General features: G+C 63.2%; 18 protein-coding genes. 13 read left to right on the top strand and 5 right to left on the bottom strand.

What is annotated here, in order from left to right; genetic code table 11:
* Nucleotides 1-168 precede the first annotated feature (168 nt).
* The 5 genes from BJQ17_RS07935 (at nt 169) to fabB (ending at nt 7,056) form a co-directional block, all read left to right on the top strand.
* Entirely contained in the window at nt 169-2,283 is a 2,115-nt protein-coding gene (locus tag BJQ17_RS07935) for a TonB-dependent siderophore receptor (protein WP_070095854.1), read from the top strand.
* The gene (locus tag BJQ17_RS07940; protein WP_014860316.1) at nt 2,283-3,173 is read left to right on the top strand and encodes an ABC transporter substrate-binding protein; all 891 of its coding nucleotides are present in this window, start codon (nt 2,283-2,285) and stop codon (nt 3,171-3,173) included. The genes BJQ17_RS07935 and BJQ17_RS07940 overlap by 1 nt, the downstream gene beginning before the upstream one ends.
* Entirely contained in the window at nt 3,170-5,101 is a 1,932-nt protein-coding gene (locus tag BJQ17_RS07945) for an ATP-binding protein (RefSeq protein ID WP_003251506.1), read from the top strand. Before BJQ17_RS07940 ends, BJQ17_RS07945 begins: the two co-directional genes overlap by 4 nt.
* A gap of 207 nt (nt 5,102-5,308) precedes the next feature.
* On the top strand, nt 5,309-5,824 hold the full coding sequence (gene fabA, locus BJQ17_RS07950; RefSeq protein ID WP_003251509.1) for a 3-hydroxyacyl-[acyl-carrier-protein] dehydratase FabA: 516 nt from the start codon (nt 5,309-5,311) through the stop codon (nt 5,822-5,824).
* 11 nt (nt 5,825-5,835) lie between these two features.
* On the top strand, nt 5,836-7,056 hold the full coding sequence (fabB, locus tag BJQ17_RS07955; RefSeq protein WP_012051741.1) for a beta-ketoacyl-ACP synthase I: 1,221 nt from the start codon (nt 5,836-5,838) through the stop codon (nt 7,054-7,056).
* Between the two features lie 157 nt (nt 7,057-7,213).
* Here the strand turns inward: fabB and BJQ17_RS07960 are convergent, their stop codons facing one another.
* A complete protein-coding gene (locus BJQ17_RS07960) occupies nt 7,214-8,221 on the bottom strand; it encodes an amidohydrolase family protein (RefSeq protein WP_003251513.1) in 1,008 nt (335 codons plus the stop codon).
* A 117-nt stretch (nt 8,222-8,338) separates the two neighbouring features.
* Here BJQ17_RS07960 and BJQ17_RS07965 point away from each other — a divergent pair, with 117 nt between their 5' ends.
* Complete coding sequence (locus BJQ17_RS07965; RefSeq protein ID WP_003251514.1) at nt 8,339-9,202, top strand: pirin family protein; 864 nt, start codon at nt 8,339-8,341, stop codon at nt 9,200-9,202.
* 140 nt (nt 9,203-9,342) lie between these two features.
* Here BJQ17_RS07965 and BJQ17_RS07970 read toward each other — a convergent pair whose 3' ends face one another.
* The 4 genes from BJQ17_RS07970 to BJQ17_RS07985 form a co-directional block, all read right to left on the bottom strand.
* A complete protein-coding gene (locus BJQ17_RS07970) occupies nt 9,343-10,068 on the bottom strand; it encodes a dienelactone hydrolase family protein (protein WP_003251516.1) in 726 nt (241 codons plus the stop codon).
* A 63-nt stretch (nt 10,069-10,131) separates the two neighbouring features.
* Nucleotides 10,132-12,036, bottom strand: coding sequence for a molecular chaperone HtpG (htpG, locus tag BJQ17_RS07975; protein WP_070095855.1), 1,905 nt, complete (start codon nt 12,034-12,036; stop codon nt 10,132-10,134).
* Between the two features lie 69 nt (nt 12,037-12,105).
* Nucleotides 12,106-12,588: a PaaI family thioesterase gene (locus tag BJQ17_RS07980; RefSeq protein WP_003251519.1), complete on the bottom strand. Its 483-nt coding sequence runs from the start codon at nt 12,586-12,588 to the stop codon at nt 12,106-12,108.
* Nucleotides 12,585-13,061, bottom strand: a complete 477-nt coding sequence (locus BJQ17_RS07985; RefSeq protein ID WP_003251521.1) for a PaaI family thioesterase — start codon at nt 13,059-13,061, stop codon at nt 12,585-12,587. The genes BJQ17_RS07980 and BJQ17_RS07985 overlap by 4 nt, the downstream gene beginning before the upstream one ends.
* 154 nt (nt 13,062-13,215) lie before the next feature.
* Between BJQ17_RS07985 and BJQ17_RS07990 the strand changes: the two genes are divergently transcribed.
* From BJQ17_RS07990 to BJQ17_RS08020, 7 genes are all read left to right on the top strand, one after another.
* Nucleotides 13,216-13,488 (top strand): hypothetical protein, encoded by a 273-nt coding sequence (locus BJQ17_RS07990; RefSeq protein WP_003251523.1) that lies wholly within the window; start codon nt 13,216-13,218, stop codon nt 13,486-13,488.
* 205 nt (nt 13,489-13,693) lie between these two features.
* A complete protein-coding gene (locus BJQ17_RS07995; protein WP_019750845.1) occupies nt 13,694-14,857 on the top strand; it encodes an efflux RND transporter periplasmic adaptor subunit in 1,164 nt (387 codons plus the stop codon).
* On the top strand, nt 14,858-16,828 hold the full coding sequence (locus BJQ17_RS08000; RefSeq protein WP_070095856.1) for a MacB family efflux pump subunit: 1,971 nt from the start codon (nt 14,858-14,860) through the stop codon (nt 16,826-16,828).
* The gene (locus tag BJQ17_RS08005) at nt 16,825-18,264 is read left to right on the top strand and encodes an efflux transporter outer membrane subunit (protein WP_070095857.1); all 1,440 of its coding nucleotides are present in this window, start codon (nt 16,825-16,827) and stop codon (nt 18,262-18,264) included. Before BJQ17_RS08000 ends, BJQ17_RS08005 begins: the two co-directional genes overlap by 4 nt.
* Before the next feature lie 76 nt (nt 18,265-18,340).
* Nucleotides 18,341-19,360 carry a GNAT family N-acetyltransferase gene (locus tag BJQ17_RS08010; protein WP_003251532.1) on the top strand — a complete coding sequence of 340 codons (1,020 nt, stop codon included), beginning with the start codon at nt 18,341-18,343 and terminating at the stop codon, nt 19,358-19,360.
* A gap of 22 nt (nt 19,361-19,382) precedes the next feature.
* Entirely contained in the window at nt 19,383-21,032 is a 1,650-nt protein-coding gene (locus BJQ17_RS08015; RefSeq protein ID WP_047603464.1) for a cyclic peptide export ABC transporter, read from the top strand.
* 206 nt (nt 21,033-21,238) lie between these two features.
* A partial coding sequence (locus tag BJQ17_RS08020) for a condensation domain-containing protein (protein ID WP_256559500.1) occupies nt 21,239-23,126 on the top strand: 1,888 nt, incomplete at its 3' end.

The following is a 23,126-nucleotide window of genomic DNA, read 5'->3' on the forward strand; positions in this document are numbered from 1 at the left end:
AACAAATGCAGGCGCGAGCTTGCTGGCGATGCGCCGCACCGGCGGCGCTCGATTTCCGCCCCCACGAAAGCGTCAAGACAGGCACGCTGCAAAACCGCTGCAGATCACTGGAAAATACGCCAAGGTCAGTTACCATGCCTGTTTCAATCCTGAAACAAAGGCCGCTCCGTGTTCCCTGGCACGCCACCGTACCCGCGCCTGCTGTTATTGACCGCCCTGCTCGGCGGCCAGGCTGCGGCCGACGACCTGTTCATCGACACCCCCGACCTGCCACAGGTTCTGACCGCCACACGCCTGAAACAATCCCCCGCCGCTGTCCCGGGCAGCATGACCGTACTCGACAGCGAATTGATTCGCGCCAGCGGTGCCCGTGACATCCCCGAACTGCTGCGCCTGGTACCGGGCATGATGATCGGCTACGGTGCCGGCAATCAACCCACGGTCAACTACCACGGCAGCAACGTCAACGACGCACGGCGCATGCAGGTACTGATCGATGGCCGTTCGGTGTACCGCGCAGGCCTGGCCACGGTGGACTGGAGCGACATCCCCTTGGCCATGGAGGACATCGAGCGCATCGAGGTGTTCCGCGGCCCGAACACCGTCAGCTATGGCGCCAACGCGCTGATGGCAGTGGTCAACATCCTCACCCGCAACCCCGCCGACAGCCATGGTACACGGCTGAAAGTGACGCGCGGCCAGGACGGCATCAACGACTTCTATGCCAGCCACGGCTTCGGTTGGGACGGTGGCGACATGCGCCTGTCGCTGTCGGGCCAACAGGACGACGGCTTCGATGAGAACCAGTTCGGCCAGGACTACCGCGACAGCCGCCGCCTGACCCGCTTCAACCTCAGCGCCAACCACAACCTGGCGGTCGACCAGACCCTGGAGTGGCAACTGGCGGCCAAGGAAGGCAGCAATCAGCGGCCTTATACCTATCAGCCGGTATTCGCCAAGTACGAGGCAGGCAATAATGCCGACGTCAATGCCAAGGACTATGCCGGCTCACTGCGCTGGACCAAGGATTTCAGTTCCGAGCACAGCCTCTATATCCAGGGCTCGGCGCAGCACTTTGACCGCCAGCAAGTGTGGCGCGCCTGTGATGCCTTGCAGTCGTTCAGCCCCGAACTGACCCAGCTCTGGCAGATGAACCCCGACTTCGCCGAAAAAGTGGCGCGCGGCATTGCAACGGGCGCTCCCCTTTCCACTGACGACCCTGCCCTGAAAGGCCTTCTGCAGAAAGTGCAGCAGCAATGGGAGCAGGGAGGGCGGGAGCAGGTCTGCGGCGATGTGGACCAGAGCACCCGTGAAACCCGCTATGACCTGGAAATCCAGGACACCCTGAGCCTGACTGATAGCCTGCGTCTGCTCAGTGGCATGAACTACCGCTATGATCGCGCCGACTCGCAGACCTACTTCAACGGCAGCATCGACGACCAGACCTGGCGCCTGTTCGGCCAGTTGGAATGGCGGGCCGACGAGCACTGGATATTGCAGGGTGGCGCCATGTTCGAAGACTCGCGCCTGTCAGGCAGTTCGCTGACCCCGCGCGTCGCGGTCAACTACCTGATCACCCCACGCCACGGTCTGCGTGCGGTGTACTCCGAAGCGGTGCGCTCGCCCGACATGTTCGAGAACAACGTCAACTGGAGTTACACGGTCAAGAACCTCACCCCCAATTCATTCGGCCTGCAAAACGGTGAGTACTTCGTCAAGACCCGTGGCCCTGGCGACCTTGAACAGGAGCGCATGCGCTCGCGCGAGCTGGGCTACAACGGCTACTTCAGCGACATCGACCTGAGCCTGGATGTGAAGCTGTTCTACGACGAGATCACCGGCATGATCAGCGAGCCGCTGAGGAACAACCAGTACATCGCCAGCAACGCCAACAAGGCCCGTTTCAGCGGCAGCGAGGCGCAAATGGACTGGCGCCCCACCCTGCGCGACCGCCTGCGCCTGACCTATGCCTACGTCGATGCCTGGGCCAGTAACCCCGACGACCGTCGCCTTAGCGCCCGCAACAGCGGCTCGGCCGGGTGGATGCGCGAATGGGGTGCCGGCTGGTCGAGCGCGCTGTTCTATTACGGTGACGATGCCCTCAACCAGTACCGCTACGAGCGTCTGGACCTGCGCCTGGCCAAGCGTTTTCGGGTGTATGGCAGCAACCTGGAGCTGGCGGCGCTGTGGCAGCAGCGCCTGGACGATGAACCGACCTCGGCCCTGCAGAACCGCTACGACAGCCGTCACCGCCTGAGCGTGAGCGCGGAGCTGAAGTTCTGATGGCCCTGCTGCTGCGCCTGTTGCTGCTCTGCCTGTGGCCGTTGGGGCCTTTGTCCGCCAGCGAAGTCCTGCTGGTTGGGGCTGAGGACCAGCCCGGTGTACGCAGCTTCATCGCCGCACTGGAAAGCCGCCGGCCACACGATCATGTGCAGTTTCGCACCACCACCGAACTGCCGCGCCCGGGCAAGCTCAAAGCCGACCAACGCCTGATCCTGCTCGACAACGCAGCACTGGAATGGCGCCTGGGAGAAACCGCCGGCCCGCCGGCGCTGGTCATGCGGGTCAGCCGGGTACAGGCTGAACAGCGCCTGGGAAAGTCGCGCCCCGCGTTCCTCACACTGTTGTGGAGCGACGCACCGTTGGGACGGCAACTGCGCCTGGCACGCTACTTGTTGCCGCAGGCCAGGCGCGTTGGCGTGCTGTACGGCGAGCACAGCAGCTTTCTGCTGGACGAACTGCGCCATGCTGCACGGCCGCTAGGCCTGGAGATCGTGGCCCAGGACTGGTCCGACCCGCGTGACAACCGGCCGCTGCAGCACCTGCTGGGCAACAGCGATGTGCTACTGGGCCTGGACGACCCTGACTTGTACAACTCCAAGACCGCAAAGAACCTGCTGTTGAGCAGTTATGGCCGGCAGATGGCACTGATCGGCCCGAACGCCGGCTTCGTTCGCGCCGGCGCCCTGGCCAGTACCTACAGCGACCAGGACGACTGGCTGTGGGTGCTCGACCAGTTGCTCGACCAGCCGCCGACACGCTGGCCGCGCAGCCTGTACCCAGTGCGCTACGGGGTCAGTGGCAACCAGCAGGTGGCCCGGGCCCTGGGTCTTGAACCGATCGATCAGAACGCCGCCGTCAAGGCCCTGGCCGAGGGAGAACCCACCCCATGAGCAAACGCTTGAGCTGGGACATTCATACCCGCACGCAGATCATCAGTCTCGGCCCCGCCCTGCTACTGACCTTGCTCCTGATCAGTTTCTTTACCTTCGTACGCATCCAGGACCTGCGCCAGGAGCTCAACCACACCGGGCAACTGATCGCCAACCAGTTGGCACCGGCGTCGGAGTATGGGGTGATTTCGGGCAACAACGAAGTGCTTGAAGGGCTGATGCGTGCCACCCTCAGCATCCCGCACGTACGCTTTCTGGAAGTGCAGGACAGCCGCAACCACATCCTGGTGTACGTCGAGCAGTCCGACGAAAGTGCCAACCGCGCGCAACGGGTCGAAGTGTTCCAGGCGCCCATTCGCCTGCAGCAAATCCGCCTGGACAACGACTTCCTGCAACAGGGCAAAGCCACCACCCCGGCCATCGGTGACGACTACCTGGGCCGCGTGATCGTCGGCATGTCCGATGACGCCTTCAGTCAGCGCCAGCAGGAAATCGTGATCAAGGCCGGGATCCTGGCGTTGTTCGCCCTGCTGTTCACCTTCTTGCTGGCACGCCGCCTGGCCCTGAGCCTGGCCAAGCCGATCAGCGACATGGGCCATGCGGTCAAGGCAATTCAGCAAGGCAAGTACAACACCCCCTTGCCGGTCGTCGACGACAGCGAGCTGGGCCACTTGGCCCGCCACATCAACAACCTGGCCAGCGCCCTGGAACAGGCCAGTGCTGAACAGAAGCAGGCCATTGCCGAACTGATCCAGGCCCGCGAGGAAGCCGAACAGGCCAACCGCGCCAAATCGGATTTCCTGGCGATGATGAGCCATGAGTTGCGCACCCCGATGAATGGCGTGCTGGGCATGCTGCAACTGCTGGAAACCACGCCGCTGAGCAATGAACAGGCCGATTACACGGCAGTGGCCAGCGAGTCCACCGGGCACTTGCTGAAGGTCATCAACGACATCCTCGATTTTTCGCGCATCGAACGCGCCGCGCTGCAGCTGGAGCACATCGACTTCAACCTGGGCGAGCTGATCACCAGCAGTGTCCAGTCGTTCCAGCACAGCGCCCAGCAACGCGGCCTGGGCCTGCACCTGCAACTGCCGGCCGGCATCGAGCAGTTGCAGGTGAACGGCGACCCCACGCGCATCCGCCAGATCCTGCTGAACCTGGTGGGCAACGCCCTGAAGTTCACCGAACGTGGCCAGGTGCAAGTCGACGCACGCTGGCAGGTGCTCGACCGGCAGCTGATCTGGCTGACCTGCAGCGTGCGCGACACCGGCATCGGCATCGACAGCGACCGCCTGGAAATGATGTTCGTCGCCTTCCAGCAGGCCGACAGCTCGATTTCCCGTCGTTATGGCGGTACCGGGCTGGGGCTGTCGATCGCTCGTACCTTGGCCGAGCGCATGGGCGGCAAGCTACGCGGTGAAAGCCGTGAGGGCCTGGGTTCGACCTTTACCCTGGAGATGCCGCTGGCACTCGCCACCCCTGCCCCCATCCCGCTGACGCCGCCAACGGCTGCACAAACGACGGTGCCGGACAATGATCAGGTACTGCTGGTGGAGGACAATCCGGTCAACCGCAGTGTCGTGGAAGCCATGCTGCGCAGCCTGGGGCTGGCAGTATGCACGGCAGAAGATGGCCTTGAAGCCGTCGAGCGGGTCGGCCAGCAGCGCTTTGCTGCCGTGCTGATGGATTGCCGCCTGCCGCACCTGGACGGCTATGAAGCCACCCGACGCATCCGCCAGTTGCCCAACGGCGCCGGGCTACCGATCATCGCCCTGACCGCCAACGCGTTGCAGGGCGACCGCGAACGTTGCATGGCCGCTGGTATGGACGATTACCTGAGCAAACCCTTGCGCCGTACCGAATTGCAGCAGGTGCTGCAGCGCTGGTTACCCGGTCAGACAACCGCGACTGGCGATAAATGCTAAAGTGCGGCAGTCTTAAACACTGGACAGGACCTTCATCGGACCTGAAAATAGACGTTTCAGTGCACACCTGTACTTCTTTCACCAGGTGCGCTGTGACTTTCACCACAACGCAATAGTCTACCTGTAGGCTGCCGTCTCGAAGCGCTTGGTTTTCGGGCCGGCCGGGAAGATTCATCCCCTGCCGCAGGGGGTTATTGAGGAGCTCGCATGACCAAACAACACGCCTTTACTCGGGAAGACCTGCTGCGCTGCAGTCGCGGTGAGCTGTTCGGCCCAGGTAATGCGCAACTGCCCGCGCCGAACATGCTGATGGTCGATCGCATCACCCATATCAGCGAAGAAGGCGGCAAGTACGGCAAAGGTGAGTTGGTCGCCGAGCTGGATATCAACCCGGACCTGTGGTTCTTCGCCTGCCATTTCGAAGGCGATCCGGTCATGCCGGGCTGCCTGGGCCTCGACGCCATGTGGCAGCTGGTTGGCTTCTTCCTCGGCTGGCAGGGCCTGCCAGGCCGTGGCCGCGCCCTGGGTTCGGGCGAGGTGAAATTCTTTGGCCAGGTACTGCCTGAAGCCAAGAAAGTCACGTACAACATTCACATCAAGCGCGTCCTGAAGGGCAAGCTGAACATGGCCATCGCCGATGGCTCGGTCAGCGTCGACGGCCGCGAGATCTACACTGCCGAAGGCCTGCGGGTCGGCGTGTTCACCTCCACTGACAATTTCTAAGGGTTATTCGCATGCGCCGCGTCGTTATCACTGGTCTGGGCATCGTATCGTGCCTGGGCAATGACAAAGCTACCGTCACCGAAAACCTGCGCAACAGCCGTCCGGGTATCCGTTTCAACCCGGAATACAAGGAAATGGGGCTGCGTAGCCAGGTTTCCGGTTCCATCGACCTCAACCTCGAAGAACTGATCGACCGCAAGGTTTACCGCTTCGTCGGCCATGCGGCTGCCTACGCCTACCTGGCCATGCAGGACGCGATCAAGGACGCCGGCCTGACCGAAGAGCAGGTTTCCAGCCCGCGTACCGGCCTGGTGGCCGGTTCCGGCGGCGCCTCGACCCTGAACCAGATGGAAGCGCTGGACACCCTGCGTGAGAAAGGCGTCAAGCGCGTCGGCCCATACCGCGTTACCCGCACCATGGGCAGCACCGTGTCGGCATGCCTGGCCACCCCGTTCAAGATCAAGGGCATCAACTACTCGATCTCGTCGGCCTGCGCCACTTCGGCTCACTGCATCGGTACCGCACTGGAGCAGATCCAGTGGGGCAAGCAGGACATCGTCTTCGCCGGTGGTGGTGAAGAAGAGCACTGGAGCCAGTCGTTCCTGTTCGATGCCATGGGCGCCCTGTCGACCAAGCGCAACGAAACCCCGGAACTGGCCTCGCGCGCCTACGACGCTGACCGTGATGGTTTCGTCATCGCTGGCGGTGGCGGCATGGTCGTGGTCGAGGAACTGGAACACGCCCTGGCCCGCGGCGCCAAGATCTACGCCGAAATCGTTGGCTACGGTGCGACTTCCGACGGCTACGACATGGTTGCACCGAGCGGCGAAGGCGCCATCCGCTGCATGCAGCAGGCGCTGTCCACTGTCGACACCCCGATCGACTACCTGAACACCCACGGTACCTCGACCCCGGTCGGTGACGTGGCCGAGATCAAGGGCGTGCGGGCCGTGTTCGGCGACAAGGCGCCGAAGATCAGCTCTACCAAGAGCCTGTCGGGTCACTCGCTGGGCGCTGCCGGCGTGCACGAGGCGATCTACTGCCTGCTGATGATGGAAAACAACTTCATCGCCGGCTCTGCCAACATCGACGAGCTGGATCCGGAAGTCGCCGACTTGCCAATCCTGCGTAAAACCGAAGAAAACGCCAAGATCGACACGGTCATGAGCAACAGCTTCGGCTTCGGCGGCACCAACGCCACCCTGGTGCTCAAGCGCTGGGAAGGCAAGTAAGACGCTGCTGCTGTCAATGAAAACGCCCCGACTGGTTCGGGGCGTTTTTGTTTGTATTGCCTGTGCGGGCCTCTTCGCGGGTAAACCCACCACACAAGCCTTCAGCGCTGTGCCCACCCTGTAGGAGCGGGTTTACCCGCGAAGAGGCCCGCACAGGTCACTGCTGTACCTTGGGCAACACCGCCAGAAAATTCTCCCGGGCCACCTTGTGCGCCACCGCCTCCGGCAAGGCATCCAGAAACGGCTTGAACCCGTGCATCTGCTCCCCCAGGCTGCCGAACCGCCCCACCACATCCGACCCCAGCATGAACCGCTCCGGGTACTTCTCGACCAGCGCCAACCATGCCTTGCGCGGCACGCCCTGCTCATCCAGCAAATACGGCTGCAGCACACTCCACGACAAATCGACATACAGGTTCGGGTAGTCCTCCAGCAATCGCGTCAGCACCGGCAGTAGAAAGTCCATCTGCGTCTGGTGGCGGTGTATCTCCATGCTGCTGCCCGCATGCGCCCAGATGAATCGCGTGTGCGGATGGTTGCGCAGCGGCTCTTCGATCTCCGCCAGGTACAGCGGGTTGCGCTCGCGCTTGGAGGTGATGTTGGAATGCAGCAGCACGGGCAGGTCGCGCTCGGCCGCCAGGTGGTAGATACGCGTCATGGCTTCATTATTGGCACGTGGCGTGTCGCCACTGGTCAGCGCTGTCAGGTCATCATGTCGGGTGAACACCTCGCCGATGCCCTGCCACAGCCCCGGGTACATATCGAGCATGCGCTCGATATGGCTGACAGCATTCTTGTCCACCGGGTTGAAACCACTGAGGAACGGGTGGAACCGCTTGCGCTGCTCACTTGGCAATTGCTGCAGCGCCGCCGCCACGTAAGTGTCGGTGGCGCTGTACCAATAGGCGTCGGCGTCATCACCGGCGTAGTAGCGCGGGCGCTTGGGCTCGTCTTCGTGCCATTTCTTGGCCACGGGTATGCCTGAAATCATCGACTGCTCAACCCCTGCGGCATCCATGGCCTTGATCAGCGCCGGCATGCCTTCACTTTCCTGGAAGAAGTCCACGTAGTGCAAGTGGGCATCACTGTAGCGGTACTCGCGCGCCTGGGCCGCCTGGCACAGCCAGCCGAACAACAGCACACAAGCCAGCGCTCTGGCGGTCATGGTCATCTTCCTCATGCAAGTACGAACCCAGTAGACCAGGCGGCCGCCAAGACGGTTCAGCCACGGCGGGCAAACCGCTATGCTTGAGGCACTTCCACCGTGCCTGGAGCCTTCCCCATGAGCAGCCCACTGGTCATCCACCCCCGAGCCGAGACGGTCGAGGGCCAGCCGATCCTGCGCCCGCTGCCATCAGCCCAGTGCCGCAGCGTCGGCCCGTTCGTGTTCTTCGACCACATGCTCGAAACAGACTATGCCCCGGGGCATGGCATGGACATCCGCCAGCACCCGCATATCGGCCTGTCTACCCTGACCTACCTGTTCGAAGGCGCAATCCTGCACAAGGACAGCCTCGGCTCGGCGCAGCGGGTGCTGCCAGGTGATGTCAGCTGGATGACCGCAGGCAGCGGCGTCGCCCATGTCGAGCGCACCCCGGAAGATGCTCTGGCCCATGGTTCGCGCCTGCATGGGCTGCAGGTATGGCTGGCGTCGCCACGCGCGTTTGAGCAAGGCCCGGCAAGTTACAGCCATCACCCCGCCGAGAGCCTGCCCGTCAGTGACAGCCTGGGTGTACGTATCTGCATGATTGCGGGCAGCGGGTTCTGCCTGGCGTCACCGGTGCCGGTGCTGTCCCCTACCCTTTATGCGCATGTCCGGATGCAACCGGCGACCACCTTGCTGGTACCGACCGAGCATGTGCAGCGGGCGCTGTACGTGCTCGATGGTGAGTTGATGATGAACGATGAAGACGTGGAGCCGTGCACCCTGGTGGTGTTGCCGCAGGGCGAAGAGGTGACATTGTATGCCGAGGGTGAATGCCAACTGGTACTGATTGGCGGCGCACCGCTGGATGGGCCGCGTCGGATGAACTGGAACTTCGTCGCCAGCGACCCGGAGCTGATCGAGCGGGCCCGGGCCAGGTGGGCTGCGGGGGATTGGCCGGAGGTGCCGGGGGAACATTCGAGGATCGAGTTGCCTCGGTGATCGGGGCCGCTTTGCGGCCCTTCGCGGGTAAACCCGCTCCTACACCTGATCGGGGGTGGACACAGGTCGGTGATTGGGCGCAGGCCGTCGTGTAGGCGCGGGTTTACCCGCGAAGGGCTGCAAAGCAGCCCCCTGCAATCTCAGCGCTGGAATACTTCACTCAGCAGATTATGCATCGAACGAAACGCTCGCTCGGAAGTGCGCCGATTATACTGCATCTTGCCCGGCACATTGGCATTCGGGTCGGTAAACGAGTGCACCGCGCCGCCATAACTGAGCAACTGCCAGTCCACCTTGGCCGCGTTCATCTCGTCCTCGAATGCCGGCAACTGCTCCTTAGGCACCAATGGGTCGGAGGCACCGTGCAACACCAGCACCGAGCCCTTGATGTGCTTGGCATCTTCAGGGTCCGGCGTGTCCAGGGTGCCGTGGAACGACACGGCCGCACGCAGGTCGGCGCCGCTACGGGCCAGTTCCAACGCACAGCAGCCACCGAAGCAGAAGCCGAAGGTGGCCACCTTGCCAGGCTCCAGCAGCGCCTTCGACTGCCCCAGCAATTGCGCCAGGGCTTCCTGCATGCGCTTGCGCAGTTCGCCACGGTCATTCTTCAGCGGCATCATCGCCACGCCTGCTTCATCGGCATTGGACGGGCGCACCGATTGCCCGTACAGGTCGGCGATCAGCACCACATAGCCCTTCTCGGCCACTTCCTTGGCAATGCGCTCGGCACCTTCACCAATGCCCATCCAGTTCGGCGCCATCACCAGCCCTGGGCGGCCCAGCGCACCCGGCTCATAGACCAAACGGCTTTCGAAGGCCTTGCCAGACAGGTGATAAACCAGCGATTCGACGATTACTTTGCTCATCAAGCACTCCTTTGGCACTCGTCATAAAAAAGCCCGCCGAAGCGGGCTTTGCTGTGCATCAACTCAAGCAGACAGCTCGACCAGTAGCTTGTTCAGGCGACGAACGTATGCCGCCGGGTCCTTCAGGCTGTCACCGGCCGCCAGGGCCGCCTGATCGAACAGGATATGTGACAGCTCGGCGAAACGGTCTTCGCTCTGCTCGTGGTCCAGCTTCTCGATCAGCGGGTGGCTCGGGTTGAACTCGAAGATCGGCTTGGACTCCGGCACTTTCTGCCCGCTGGCTTCCAGGATCTGGCGCATCTGCAGGCCCAAGTCCTGCTCGCCGATGGCCAGGATCGCCGGCGAATCGGTCAGGCGGTGCGAGACGCGCACTTCGGCCACGCTATCACCCAGCGCACCTTTCAGTCGCTCGACCAAACCTTCCTTGTCCTTGGCGACTTCTTCCTGGGCTTTCTTGTCTTCTTCCGAATCCAGCTTGCCCAGGTCCAGGTCACCACGGGCAATATCGACAAAGGCCTTGCCGTCGAACTCGTTGAGGTAGCTCATCAGCCACTCGTCGATGCGGTCAGTGAGCAGCAGCACTTCGATGCCTTTCTTGCGGAAGACTTCCAGGTGCGGGCTGTTCTTGACCTGCGCGTACGACTCGCCGGTGAGGTAATAGATCTTGTCCTGACCTTCCTTGGCGCGGGCCAGGTAGTCGGCCAGGGCGACGCTCTGCTCGCCGCTGTCGTCCTGGGTGGAAGCAAAGCGCAGCAGACCGGCGATTTTCTCCTTGTTGGCAAAATCTTCGGCCGGGCCCTCTTTCAGCACCTGACCGAAGTTTTTCCAGAAGCCCTTGTATTGCTCGGGTTCGTTCTTCGCCAGCTTCTCCAGCATGTCCAGCACACGCTTGGTCAGCGCGGTCTTCATCGAATCGATGATCGGGTCTTTCTGCAGGATTTCACGCGACACGTTCAGCGACAGGTCGTTGGAATCAACCACACCCTTGATGAAGCGCAGGTACAGCGGCAGGAACGACTCGGCCTGGTCCATGATGAACACACGCTGCACGTACAGCTTCAGGCCGCGCGGTGCTTCGCGCTGGTACAGGTCGAACGGCGCACGGGGCGGCACGTACAGCAGCGAGTTGTATTCGAGCTTGCCTTCGACCTTGTTGTGGCTCCAGGCCAGCGGGTTTTCGAAGTCATGGCCGATGTGCTTGTAGAACTCCTGGTATTCCTCGTCCTTCACCTCGGTGCGCGAACGGGTCCACAGGGCGCTGGCACGGTTGACGGTTTCCCACGCTTCGGCCGGCTGCTCTTCACCTTCAGCGGCGGCCTGCTCTTTCGGCAGTTGAATCGGCAGGGCGATGTGGTCGGAGTATTTCTTGACCACGTTGCGCAGGCGCCAGCCATCGGCGAACTCCTGCTCGTCCTTCTTCAGGTGCAGGACGATACGGGTACCGCGCTGTGGTTTGTCGATGGTGGCGACTTCGAATTCGCCCTCGCCTTTCGACGACCAGTGCACACCTTCGGCCGCTGGCTGGCCGGCACGGCGGCTGTACACGTCGACCTTGTCGGCAACGATGAACGCGGAGTAGAAGCCCACGCCGAACTGACCGATCAGGTGCGAGTCCTTCTTCTGGTCACCGGTGAGGTTCTTCATGAAGTCGGCAGTGCCGGACTTGGCGATGGTGCCCAGGTGGGCAATGACGTCTTCGCGGCTCATGCCGATGCCGTTGTCCTCGAGGGTCACGGTACCGGCGTCCTTGTCGAAGCTCAGGCGAATCTTCAGGTCAGCATCGCCTTCGAGCAGCTCTGGCTTGGCCAGGGCTTCGAAACGCAGCTTGTCGGCGGCGTCGGAAGCATTGGAAATCAGCTCCCGCAGGAAGATTTCCTTGTTCGAGTACAGCGAGTGAATCATGAGGTGCAGCAGTTGCTTTACCTCGGTCTGGAAGCCCAACGTTTCCTTTTGTGTTTCCACAGTCATGGTCTTCGAAACTCCGATCTGATGGCGGTGGCGCCTGGCGGCCGGTTCGGCCAGCGTTAACGGCGGATGTCATGCAGATGGGGGCTGCCCGGATGATTTCAAGGGCTTTTCCGGTTCGATCTTGAAATGCGCACGGGCCGTGGCAATCGGCGACTGCCTGTCGCCCTGCCAGGCGGTGATGGCCACGTTGGTCACCCGCCGGCCCTGACGCCACAACTGGCACTGGGCGTAGGTATCGCGAAAATGCCCGGCGCGCAGGTAGTCGATAGAAAAGTCGATGATCTTCGGAATGCTTGCGCTCTCGCTGTAGATCAGCAGGTACAGCGCTGCCGACAGCTCCATGAAGCCGGCGATCACGCCGCCATGAATGGCCGGTAGCAGTGGGTTGCCGATATTGTCCGGGCTTGCCGGCAGGCGGAACAACACATCATCGCCCTGACGCTCGCATTCGATGCCGATCAGCCCGGCATAGGGAATCAGCGCCAGCAATGGTCGATAGTCGCCCACCGCATGGGCGGCGTTGAGCTGCTGGCGCACCGCGTGCGGAATCATGCCTTGCCCTCCTTCAGACTGTCGCCGAAACGGATGCCGCCCTTGATGTCCTGGCCCAGGCGCATGAACGTGCCCACCACCTGGCAGATGGGCTGGTCGGGGTCGTCCTGGTAGGCGGTGCCACGGGTAAAGATCACGTCGCGGGTAACACGGTAGCACTGGGCGTGGCCGTAGATGTCCTTGCCGGCCTCAGCCGGGTGCATGTAGTCGATGCGCAGGTCCAACGTCGGGCACACTTCGAAGCGCGGCAGCACACACAACGTGGCCATGCCACAGGTGGTGTCCATCAGCGTGGTCAGCGCACCGCCGTGCACGGCACCGGTTTGCGGGTTGCCGACAATCGCTGGCGACCATGGCAGGACCAGGGTCATGCCATCACCATCAGCCTGCGCCACGCGCATCTGCAACAGCTGACAATGTTTTAACGCCGAGAGAAAGCGTTCGGCCATTGCCATCAAGGTTGAATCGTTCATCGGCTGTTCCCACCGGCCGCAGGGCAGCGGCATAAATTCGTTAAAAAGTCTATGTAGAACGGGGCGTTATATATCTGTAATCTTCGTGGAACTTATTCCGCGTAGTTGCACTCGAAGGAACAAGTCACTTATTCCACCAAGGAGAAACACCCCCATGCGTAAACCTTTTGCTTTTGCTCTGATGCTGGCCGCTGCCATGGGCCTGGCTGCTTGCGATAAAGCGAGCGAAGACAAAGCCCAGGACGCACAGCAACACGCCGAGCAAGCCCAGGAAAAAATGGGTGAAGCTCAGGATAAGATGAACGAAGCCGCCAAGGAAAACGCCGAAGCTGCCAAAGATCAGGCCGAAGCCGAGCAGAAGGCTGCCGAAGAAGCCGCTCCGGCTACTCCGGCTCCAGCTACGCCGGCAGAACCTGCCAAGCAGTAACTCGAGTCAACAAAAAAACCCGACAACTGTCGGGTTTTTTTGTGTTTGCAAGTTGCAGCTTAAACGTTTAACCCAATAGTTCACTCGCCGCCGGCATTTATCAGCACCCGCCGCGTGCCGCGCAGTAAATTTTGCGGGCGGGTTCTCGTTCAAAGTACAACCCCGCGACGTGTCTCGGAGGAACTTACTTTGGCCGGAACCCTGCATGAAACGTCCCCCCTTGGCCCGCCGGGCCCTGATCACCTTAGTTGGCCTGGCGACATTGCTGGCCGTAAGTGCCTGGCAGATCATGCCACCCCGCCATGATGGCCTGAATACCGTCACTGTCAGCCGGGGTGATATCGAGAGCAGCGTTACCGCCATCGGCACCTTGCAGCCACGCCGTTATGTTGACGTCGGCGCCCAGGCATCCGGGCAGATCCGTGCCATCAAGGTCGAGGTCGGCGACGCGGTGCAAGAAGGCCAGTTGCTGGTCGAGATCGACCCTTCCACGCAACAGGCCAAGCTGGACGCGGGACGCTACTCGGTCGAGAACCTGCAGGCACAGTTGCAAGAGCAACGTGCCCAGCATGAGCTGGCCCGGCAGAAGGCCGAGCGCCAGCAGAGCCTGGCGGCAGGCGGCGCCACGCGCGAAGAGGATGTGCAAACGGCGCGCGCCGAGCTCAAGGCCACCCAGGCGCGCATCGACATGATCCAGGCGCAGATTCGCCAGGCCCAGGCCAGCCTGCGCAGCGACCAGGCCGAACTGGGTTACACCCGCATCTATGCCCCCATGAGTGGCACCGTGGTCGCACTGGATGCCCGCGAGGGGCAGACGCTTAACGCCCAGCAGCAGACCCCGCTGATCCTGCGCATCGCCAAATTGTCACCGATGACAGTCTGGGCGGAAGTGTCGGAAGCGGACATTGGCCACGTCAAACCCGGCATGCACGCCTATTTCACCACCCTCAGCGGTGGCACCCGGCGCTGGAACAGCACTGTACGGCAGATCCTGCCGGTGCCGCCCAAGCCGCTGGAGCATGCCAACCAGGGCAGCGGCAGCCCGGCCAGCAAAAGCAATGGCCGGGTGGTGTTGTATACGGTGTTGCTGGACGTCGATAACGCCGACGGCGCCCTGATGGCAGAAATGACCACCCAGGTGTTCTTCGTCGCTGACCGTGCGCACAATGTGCTGACCGCCCCGATTTCCGCGCTCAACCCGGGCAAGCAGCCCGATCGCAGGCTGGCACAGGTACTGACGAAACACGGCGCCATTGAAAATCGCGAAGTGCGCACCGGCATCAGCGACCGCCTGCGCGTGCAGATTCTCGAAGGGCTGGAAGAAGGTGATCGCCTGCTGATCAGCCCCTTGCTCAGTGCAGGAGGGTAAATGCCAGTCCCACTGATTGAGCTGCGCGATATCCGCAAATGCTATGGCGGCGTCGATACACCGCAAATCGAGGTCTTGCGCGGTATCAACCTGAGCATTCACGCCGGTGAATTCGTCGCCATTGTCGGTACCTCCGGCTCAGGCAAGTCTACGCTGATGAACATCCTCGGCTGCCTGGACCGCCCCTCCAGTGGCGACTACCTGTTCGCGGGTGAACAGGTGGCCAGCCTGGACAGTGACGCACTCGCCTGGCTGCGGCGTGAAGCCTTCGGTTTCGTGTTCCAGGGCTATCACCTGATTGCCTCCGGCACCGCCCAGGAAAATGTCGAAATGCCGGCGATCTATGCCGGCACGCCTGCCGCCGAGCGCCACGCACGCGCCCATGCCCTGCTGACCCGCCTGGGCCTGGCCGAACGTACCGGTAATCGCCCGCACCAGTTGTCCGGCGGCCAGCAACAACGCGTATCGATAGCCCGCGCGCTGATGAACGGTGGCCACATCATTCTGGCAGACGAACCCACCGGCGCCCTCGACAGCCGCAGCGGTACCGAAGTCATGGCCCTGCTCGACGAACTGGCCAGCCAGGGCCATGTGGTGATCCTCATCACCCACGACCGGGAAGTCGCCGCACGGGCCAAGCGCATCATCGAAATCCGCGATGGCCAGATCATCAGCGACCAGGCCCAGCCTGAGCCACTGCCCGCTGCGCACCCTGAGGTCGACGTGCTGCAGGCCGTCGACCTGCGCCAGCGCCTGAACGACGGCAGCGAGCACAACGGTGCCTGGAAAGGCGAACTGCTGGACGCCGTCAAGGCGGCGTGGAGGGTGATGTGGATCAACCGCTTCCGCACCGCACTGACGTTGCTGGGCATCATCATCGGCGTGGCGTCGGTGGTGGTCATGCTGGCAGTGGGTGAAGGCAGCAAGCGCCAGGTCATGGCGCAGATGGGCGCCTTCGGCTCCAACATCATCTACCTCAACGGCAAGCCACCCGCCCCCAGGGCGCCGGAAGGCATCATCACCCTGGATGACACCCGCGCCATCGCCACCCTGCCCCAGGTGCGCATGATCATGCCCGTCAATGGCGGCAAGGCCGGTGTGCGCTATGGCAACCAGGACCTGAAGCTCTATGTCGGCGGCTCCAACACCTACTTCCCGCAGATATTCAACTGGCCAGTGGCGCAGGGCAGTTTCTTCACCGAGGCCGACGAAGCCGCCGGCGCGGCAGTGGCAGTGATTGGCGAAAAGACCCGGGAAAAACTGTTTGCCGACCGCAACCCGGTGGGCCAGTACATTCTCATCGAGAACGCACCGTTCCAGGTCATCGGGGTGCTGGCCGGCAAGGGCGCCAGCTCTGGCGACCAGGATGCCGACGCCCGAGTGATGGTGCCCTACACCACCGCCAGCGTGCGCCTGTTCGGCAACCAGGCCCCGGAATACGCGGTGATCGCCGCCGCAGATGCGCGCCAGGTGAAGCAGACCGAGCAGGTCATCGACCAGTTGCTGCTGAAACTGCACAACGGCGTAACCGACTTCGAACTGACCAACAATGCGGCGATGATCCAGGCCGAAGCCAAAACGCAGAACGCGCTGTCGCTGATGCTGGGCGCCATTGCCGCCATTTCGCTGCTGGTGGGCGGCATCGGGGTGATGAACATCATGCTGATGACTGTGCGCGAGCGCACACGGGAAATTGGTATCCGCATGGCCACCGGCGCGCGCCAGCGCGACATCCTGCGCCAGTTCCTTACTGAAGCCGTGATGCTGACGATGGTCGGCGGCGTCAGCGGCATCGCCCTGGCATTACTGATCGGCGGCGCCCTGAGCCTGGGCCAGGTCACCGTCGCCTTCTCGCTGCCTGCCGCCATCGGTGCCTTCGCCTGCGCGGTGGTCACCGGTATCGCGTTCGGCTTCATGCCCGCCCGCAAGGCTGCACGGCTCGACCCGGTGGCCGCCCTTACCAGCGTATGAGTACCCCAACGTTGATCAAACCCTTGCCCCTGCTCGGCGCCTGCCTGCTGCTGAGCGCCTGCGCCACCCCTGCAACGCCGCCGCAACACGGTGTGCATACCCCGGCCCGCTGGCAGGCGGCCGCGCCTCAGTGCACACCACGCCACTTGACCGGCTGGTGGCAGTCGTTCGGCAGCCCGGCACTGAACCAGCTGGTGGAGCAAGCCCGCACCGACAGCTTCGAAATCGGCGCGGCCATGGCCCGGGTTCGCCAGGCACAGGCTGATGCGGTCATTGCCGGCGGCCCCTTGCTGCCCGAGGTGACCGGGGCAGCCAATGCCAACCGCGAGCGCCTGCAGCACGGCAACGGCTACAGCCAACTGAATTCCAGCCCGACCCAGCGCACCACTCATTACCTGGATGTGGCCCTGAAGGCCAGCTATGAGGTGGACTTCTGGGGCGGCAACGCGGCAGCCCGCGAGAGTGCCCTGCGCGGCCTGCAAGCCAGTGAGTTCGACCGCGCGACCGTTGAACTGACCTTGCTCGGCAAGGTTGCCGACAGCTACATGCAGGCGCTGGCCTTCCAGCAGCAGGGGCGGATTGCCGACCTTAACCTGGCCAATGCCGAGCGTGTCCTGCAACTGGTGCAAACCCGCTTCGATGCAGGCTCGGCCACAGCACTGGAACTGGCCCAGCAACAAAGCCTGGTCGCCACCCAGCAACGGCAACGCCCGCTTTACCAGCAACAGGCCCGGGAGGCCCTGATCACCCTGGCGACCCTGGTCGGGCAGCCAGTGCAGGACCTGCAACTGGGCCACACGCGCTTTGAACAGCTCAACTGGCCCTCGATCGATGCGGGCCTGCCCAGCGAACTGATCAGCCGTCGGCCGGACATCGCCAATGCCGAGGCCAAGCTGGCGGCGGCTCAGGCCAATGTGCGCGTAGCCCGCGCGGCGATGCTGCCCAAACTCAACCTGACGCTGATCGTCGGCAGCGGCGCCGATCACTTCCCGGACGTCTTGCGCAACCCCTTCACCAGCCTCGCCGCAGGCCTGGTCACGCCGGTGTTCAACAACGGCCGCCTGCGCGCTGAACGCGACAAGGCGGTAGCAAGCCAGGAGGAACTGCTGCAGAACTACCGCGGCGCCATCCTGGCCGGTTTCGGCGATGTGGAAAAGGCCCTCAATACCCTGGACGGTATCGACCGGCAACTGCATTGGCAGGCGTTCGAACTGCAACAGGCGCGTAAAGCCTTCGACATCGCCGAAAGCCGCTACCAGGCGGGCGCCGAGGACCTGCTGACCGTCCTGCAAACCCAACGCACCCTGTACCAGGCTCAGGACGAGGATGTGCAACTGCGCCTCAAGCGGGTCATGGGCAGCATCGCCCTGTACAAGGCCCTGGGCGGCGGCTGGCAGGTCGCTGGCGCTGAACCGGGTGCCGCACCTGGCGCTTAAACATCGGCAGGTGCGGTTCGTCTTTATCCATGGACAGCACCCGACACGTCGCACTCGCCCCCTCACAGGAAGCCCTATGAACGCACCCTCTTTCAGTCTGATCCTGGCCGATGGCCGCAAAGCCAGTGCCCAGGATGAAACGCCAGAGAGCGGTAGCCTGCGCCTCGACAGCAGCGCCGCCATCCCCTACCGGGAGGTCGACAACCGCATCGTCTTCGAGCAACTTCCGCCAGCATTTCCGGCCAGCGCGATGCTGGCAGTGCTGGCGACCCGTTTCTGCCACCGCAAACAATGCAACGAGGTGAATGTGCAGGTCCCTGGCGACCGGGAATTTGCCGTGCGTGCGGTACGCGAAGGCATTTTCGATCACTGGCAGGTCGACGACCAAGGCAGGCTTGCCCTGCGCTGTACCCGCCAGACCTTCTGGCAGCAACCCCTGCCATGGCTTCGCGAGCCGGCCAGCGTGCACACGGCCCCGCGTTATTGCTTCAGCGGCGAGAAACGCCACCCGCAACGCCCGCCCAAACCGGCGGGCGAAGTCTATCGACGCCATCTGCCGAAGCTGAACGCCACCTTTTCACTGCGCACCATCGACCCGGTGAAGGACCTTGCAGCCTTCAACCGCTGGATGAACCTGGAGCAAGTCGCGTTCTTCTGGGAGCAGACCGGCACCCCGGAAGAACATGCGCAATACATTCGCGAAATGCTCGACGACCCGCGCGTACACCCGCTGATCGGCTGCTTCGACGACGAACCCTTCGCCTACTTTGAAGTGTACTGGTGCAAGGAAGACCGCATCGCCCCCTACTACGACGTCGCCGATTACGACCGTGGCTGGCATGTGGTGATCGGCGAACCCAAGCACCAGGGCATCGGCAAACTGCGCGGCTGGTTCCGCTCGCTGATGCATTACATGTTCCTCGATGACCCACGCACCCAGCGGATTCTCGGCGAGCCGCGCATCGACCATACGCGCCAGATCGACTTCCTCAAGTCCCAGGGCTTCGGCCACCTGAAGGACATTCAACTGGCCCACAAGAAAGCCGCTCTGCTGCGTCTGGAGCGCGAAGCCTTCTTTGATGACCACGTCCTTTGATCCGCCTGGAGAAGACTTCCCCATGATTCGCAAACCGCTCAGCGCGACCCGCGAGCTTGCCCAGTTGCTCAAGCCGTTCTGGCCCATCGTGCTGGTTTCCATACTGTTGGGCATCCTCGGCGGCTTCAGCGTCACCACGCTGCTGGCCACCATCAACCGCGCCCTCAACAGCGAAGCAGGGCTGACCCACGCCGTGCTGTGGTTGTTTGCCGGCCTCTGCGTGCTGACCTTGCTCAGCAGCATCTTCTCCGACATGGGCACCAATTTCGTTGGCCAGAAGATCATTGCCAAACTGCGCAAGGAGCTGGGCGAAAAAGTGCTTTCGGCGCCCATCGAGCAGATCGAGCGCTATCGCAGCCACCGCCTGATACCGGTGCTGACCCACGATATCGATACCATCAGCGATTTCTCGTTCGCCTTCGCCCCCCTGACCATTTCGCTGACGGTGACGCTGGGCTGCATGGGCTACCTGGCAACATTGTCCGGCCCGCTGTTCCTGCTGATGCTGCTGGCATTGGGCGCCGGCATCACCGCCCAGGTCATCGCCCGCACGCGCGGCATCAAGGGGTTCAATAGCGCCCGCGAGGCCGAGGACGACCTGCAGAAGCATTACAACGCCATTGCCCAGGGCGCCAAGGAGCTGCGCATACACCGGCCGCGCCGGTATCGCATGTTCACCCGGCACATCCAGGGGATCAGCGAGCGGATCAGCGCCATCCAGATCAAGGCAGTCAATACCTACATCCTGGCCAAGACGTTCGGCTCGACGCTGTTCTTCATCGTCATCGGCCTGGCCCTGGCCCTGCAGAGCACCTGGACAAGCGTCGATCAGGCCGCAATGACCGGCTTCGTGCTGGTGCTGCTGTACATGAAAGGCCCACTGGACCATCTGGTCAGCGTACTGCCGCTGGTCAGCAAGGCACAGGTGGCATTCCAGCGCATTGCCGAGCTGTCAGAGCAGTTTTCCTCGCCCGAACCGAACCTGCTGCTCGACGGCCAAGGCGCACCGCGCCAAACCATCGACAGCCTGGAACTGCGCAATGTGCAGTACGCATTTCCGGCCGTCGAGGGCAGCACGCCGTTTCGCCTGGGCCCGGTGAACCTCACAATCAACCAGGGCGACATCGTGTTCATCGTCGGCGAGAACGGTTGTGGCAAGACCACGCTGATCAAGCTGCTGCTTGGCCTGTATGCGCCGCACAGTGGTGACATCCTGCTGGATGGTCAGCCGGTCTCGGTGCTTGACCGGGATGACTACCGACAACTGTTCACCACCATTTTCGCCGACTACTACCTGTTCGACGACGTGGTCCAGGGTGACCAGCAGATTCCCGACGATGCGACCCAATACCTGCAACGCCTGGAGATCGCGCACAAGGTCAGCGTACGTGACGGCGCCTTCACCACCACCGACCTGTCCACTGGGCAACGCAAGCGCCTGGCCCTGATCAGCGCCTGGCTGGAGCAGCGCCCGGTACTGGTGTTCGACGAGTGGGCAGCCGATCAGGACCCAACCTTCCGCCGCATCTTCTACACAGAGCTGCTGCCGGACCTCAAGCGCCTGGGCAAGACCATCATTGTCATCTCCCACGATGACCGCTACTTCGATATTGCCGACCAGTTGGTACACATGGACAGCGGCAAGGTTCGCACCGCAGCCCAGCCGGCCTGACCGGCTGCATCCCTCGCCCCGACCAGGTCGGCTACAACCCTGGCCGGGGCCTGCCCACACGCCCAGTCACCCACGCGCCCGCCGGTAAATTTGCCGTGCGGCGGCTCGTTTACTGGCCATACACCTCTCCAGAGGACAGCGGCCATTCGCCGGCAAGGCCGGCCCCCATGCTGCTGTCCTTCGCCTCGACTGCCACAGGGACCGCCATGCACGAATCACTGGATGCCGACTCGCTCGCTGAAGACTTGCTGGACGACGCCTTGCTCGCCCTCCTCCAGGATGAGCTGCCTGAACCCGACCGGATAGCACCACGCGAGAGCGCCGGGCCGGCCCCCCTCTCCTTCGCCCAGCAGCGCCTGTGGTACCTGCAGCAGTTCAACCCGCAGAGCGCGGCGTACAACCTGCCACGGGCACTGTCACTGAAGGGTGAACTGCATGGCCAGCAGCTGGCCATGGCCTTGCAGGCGGTGGTCGACCGCCATGACATCCTGCGCAGCAGGTTCGCCGAGGTCGAGGGCATACCGCAGCAGTTCGTCGAAGCCGACGCACGCCTCGAAATGCCCTGCGAAGACCTGACCGCCATGCCCGCCACGCAACGCCCTCATGCATTGCAGCGGCTCATCGAAGCGGATGCGCTGGCACCGTTCGACCTCGGCAAGGCGCCCCTGATCCGGGCCCGACTGGTGAAAGTACAAGGTGACGAGCATGTGTTGCTGCTGAACATGCACCACATCGTTTCAGACGCCTGGTCCAATCCGATCCTGCTGCAGGACCTGCTGGGCGCCTATTCGCAGGCAGCCGCCCAGGGAGCCTGCAAGCTGCAACGGCCCGCCATCCAGTATGCCGATTACGCCATCTGGCAACGCCAGGCTTACCTGCAAAGCGATGCGTGCCAAGCGTCTGCCCGCTACTGGCATACCCGGCTGGGTGACGAACTGCAGCCGTTGATGTTGCCGGGTGACCTCGACCCGCGCTGCGCTGGCGCACCGCCTGAGGGCACCAGTGCCCGCTACCATGGCCTGCAACTGGACGCCGAGGTGTTCCAGGCCCTGCTGCAGCTCAGCCGGCAGCAGGGCGTGCAACCCTTCGTCATCGCCCTGGCCGCCTGGCAGGTGCTGCTGGGCCGCTACAGTGGCCAGCGGCAATTCACCCTCGGCGTGCCCAGCGCCGGGCGCAACCGCAGCGAAACCCAGCAGCTGGTAGGGTTCTTCGTCAGCACCCAGATCTACCGCGCCGAACTCGACCCGCAGCAATCCGTGCAGACCCTGCTGCAAAACCTGCGGGAGCAGTCTATTGCGGCCCTGAGCCACAGCGACTACCCGATGGAGCTGTACCTGGAGACGCTGCAGCACAACGGCCAGGTGCTACCCACCCAGTTGTTCCAGGCGCTGTTCAACTGGCGCGTGGCCGGGACTGCCAGCGGCCCGCTGGCCCTGGGCCCACTGCAGCTGGACTTCCTCGATACCGCCAGCGCCCAGGCCAAATGCCTGATCGGCATCGACCTTGAATACGCAGCCGACGGCCTTGGCTTCAGCCTGGAATACGACTGCAGCCAGTTCAGCCACGGCACCGTGCAACGCATGGCCCGGCACTGGCAGAACCTGCTGCTGGCCATGGCCCGGGGGCCCGAGCAACGGCTGGGCGAGCTCGACATGCTGGGCACCCCGGAACAGCAGGCCACCTTCGCCCAGTGGAACCCGGCCCCCGCCGAGCACCCGGCCGACCAGGCCCTGCACAGCCGGATCGAGGCCCAGGTGCAGCGCACCCCCGATGCCATCGCTGTCACCTGCGAGGGCCAGGCCCTGAGCTATGCCCAGCTCAACCAGCGCGCCAACGCCCTGGCCCTGCGCCTGGTCGACGACGGGGTCGGGCCCGACGTGCTGGTCGGCCTGGCTGCCGAGCGCTCGCTGGACATGGTCGTTGGCATCTTCGCCATCCTCAAGGCTGGCGGTGCCTACGTGCCGCTGGACCCGGCCTACCCGGCCGACCGTTTGGCCTACATGATCGAAGACAGCGGCCTGCAGCGCGTGCTGGCCCAGCCCCAGGTGCTGGCCAGCCTGCCAGTGCCGGCAGGCGTGCGCGTGCTCAGCCTTG

Source organism: Pseudomonas sp. NBRC 111139, assembly GCF_001753955.1.
Lineage (GTDB): Bacteria > Pseudomonadota > Gammaproteobacteria > Pseudomonadales > Pseudomonadaceae > Aquipseudomonas > Aquipseudomonas alloputida.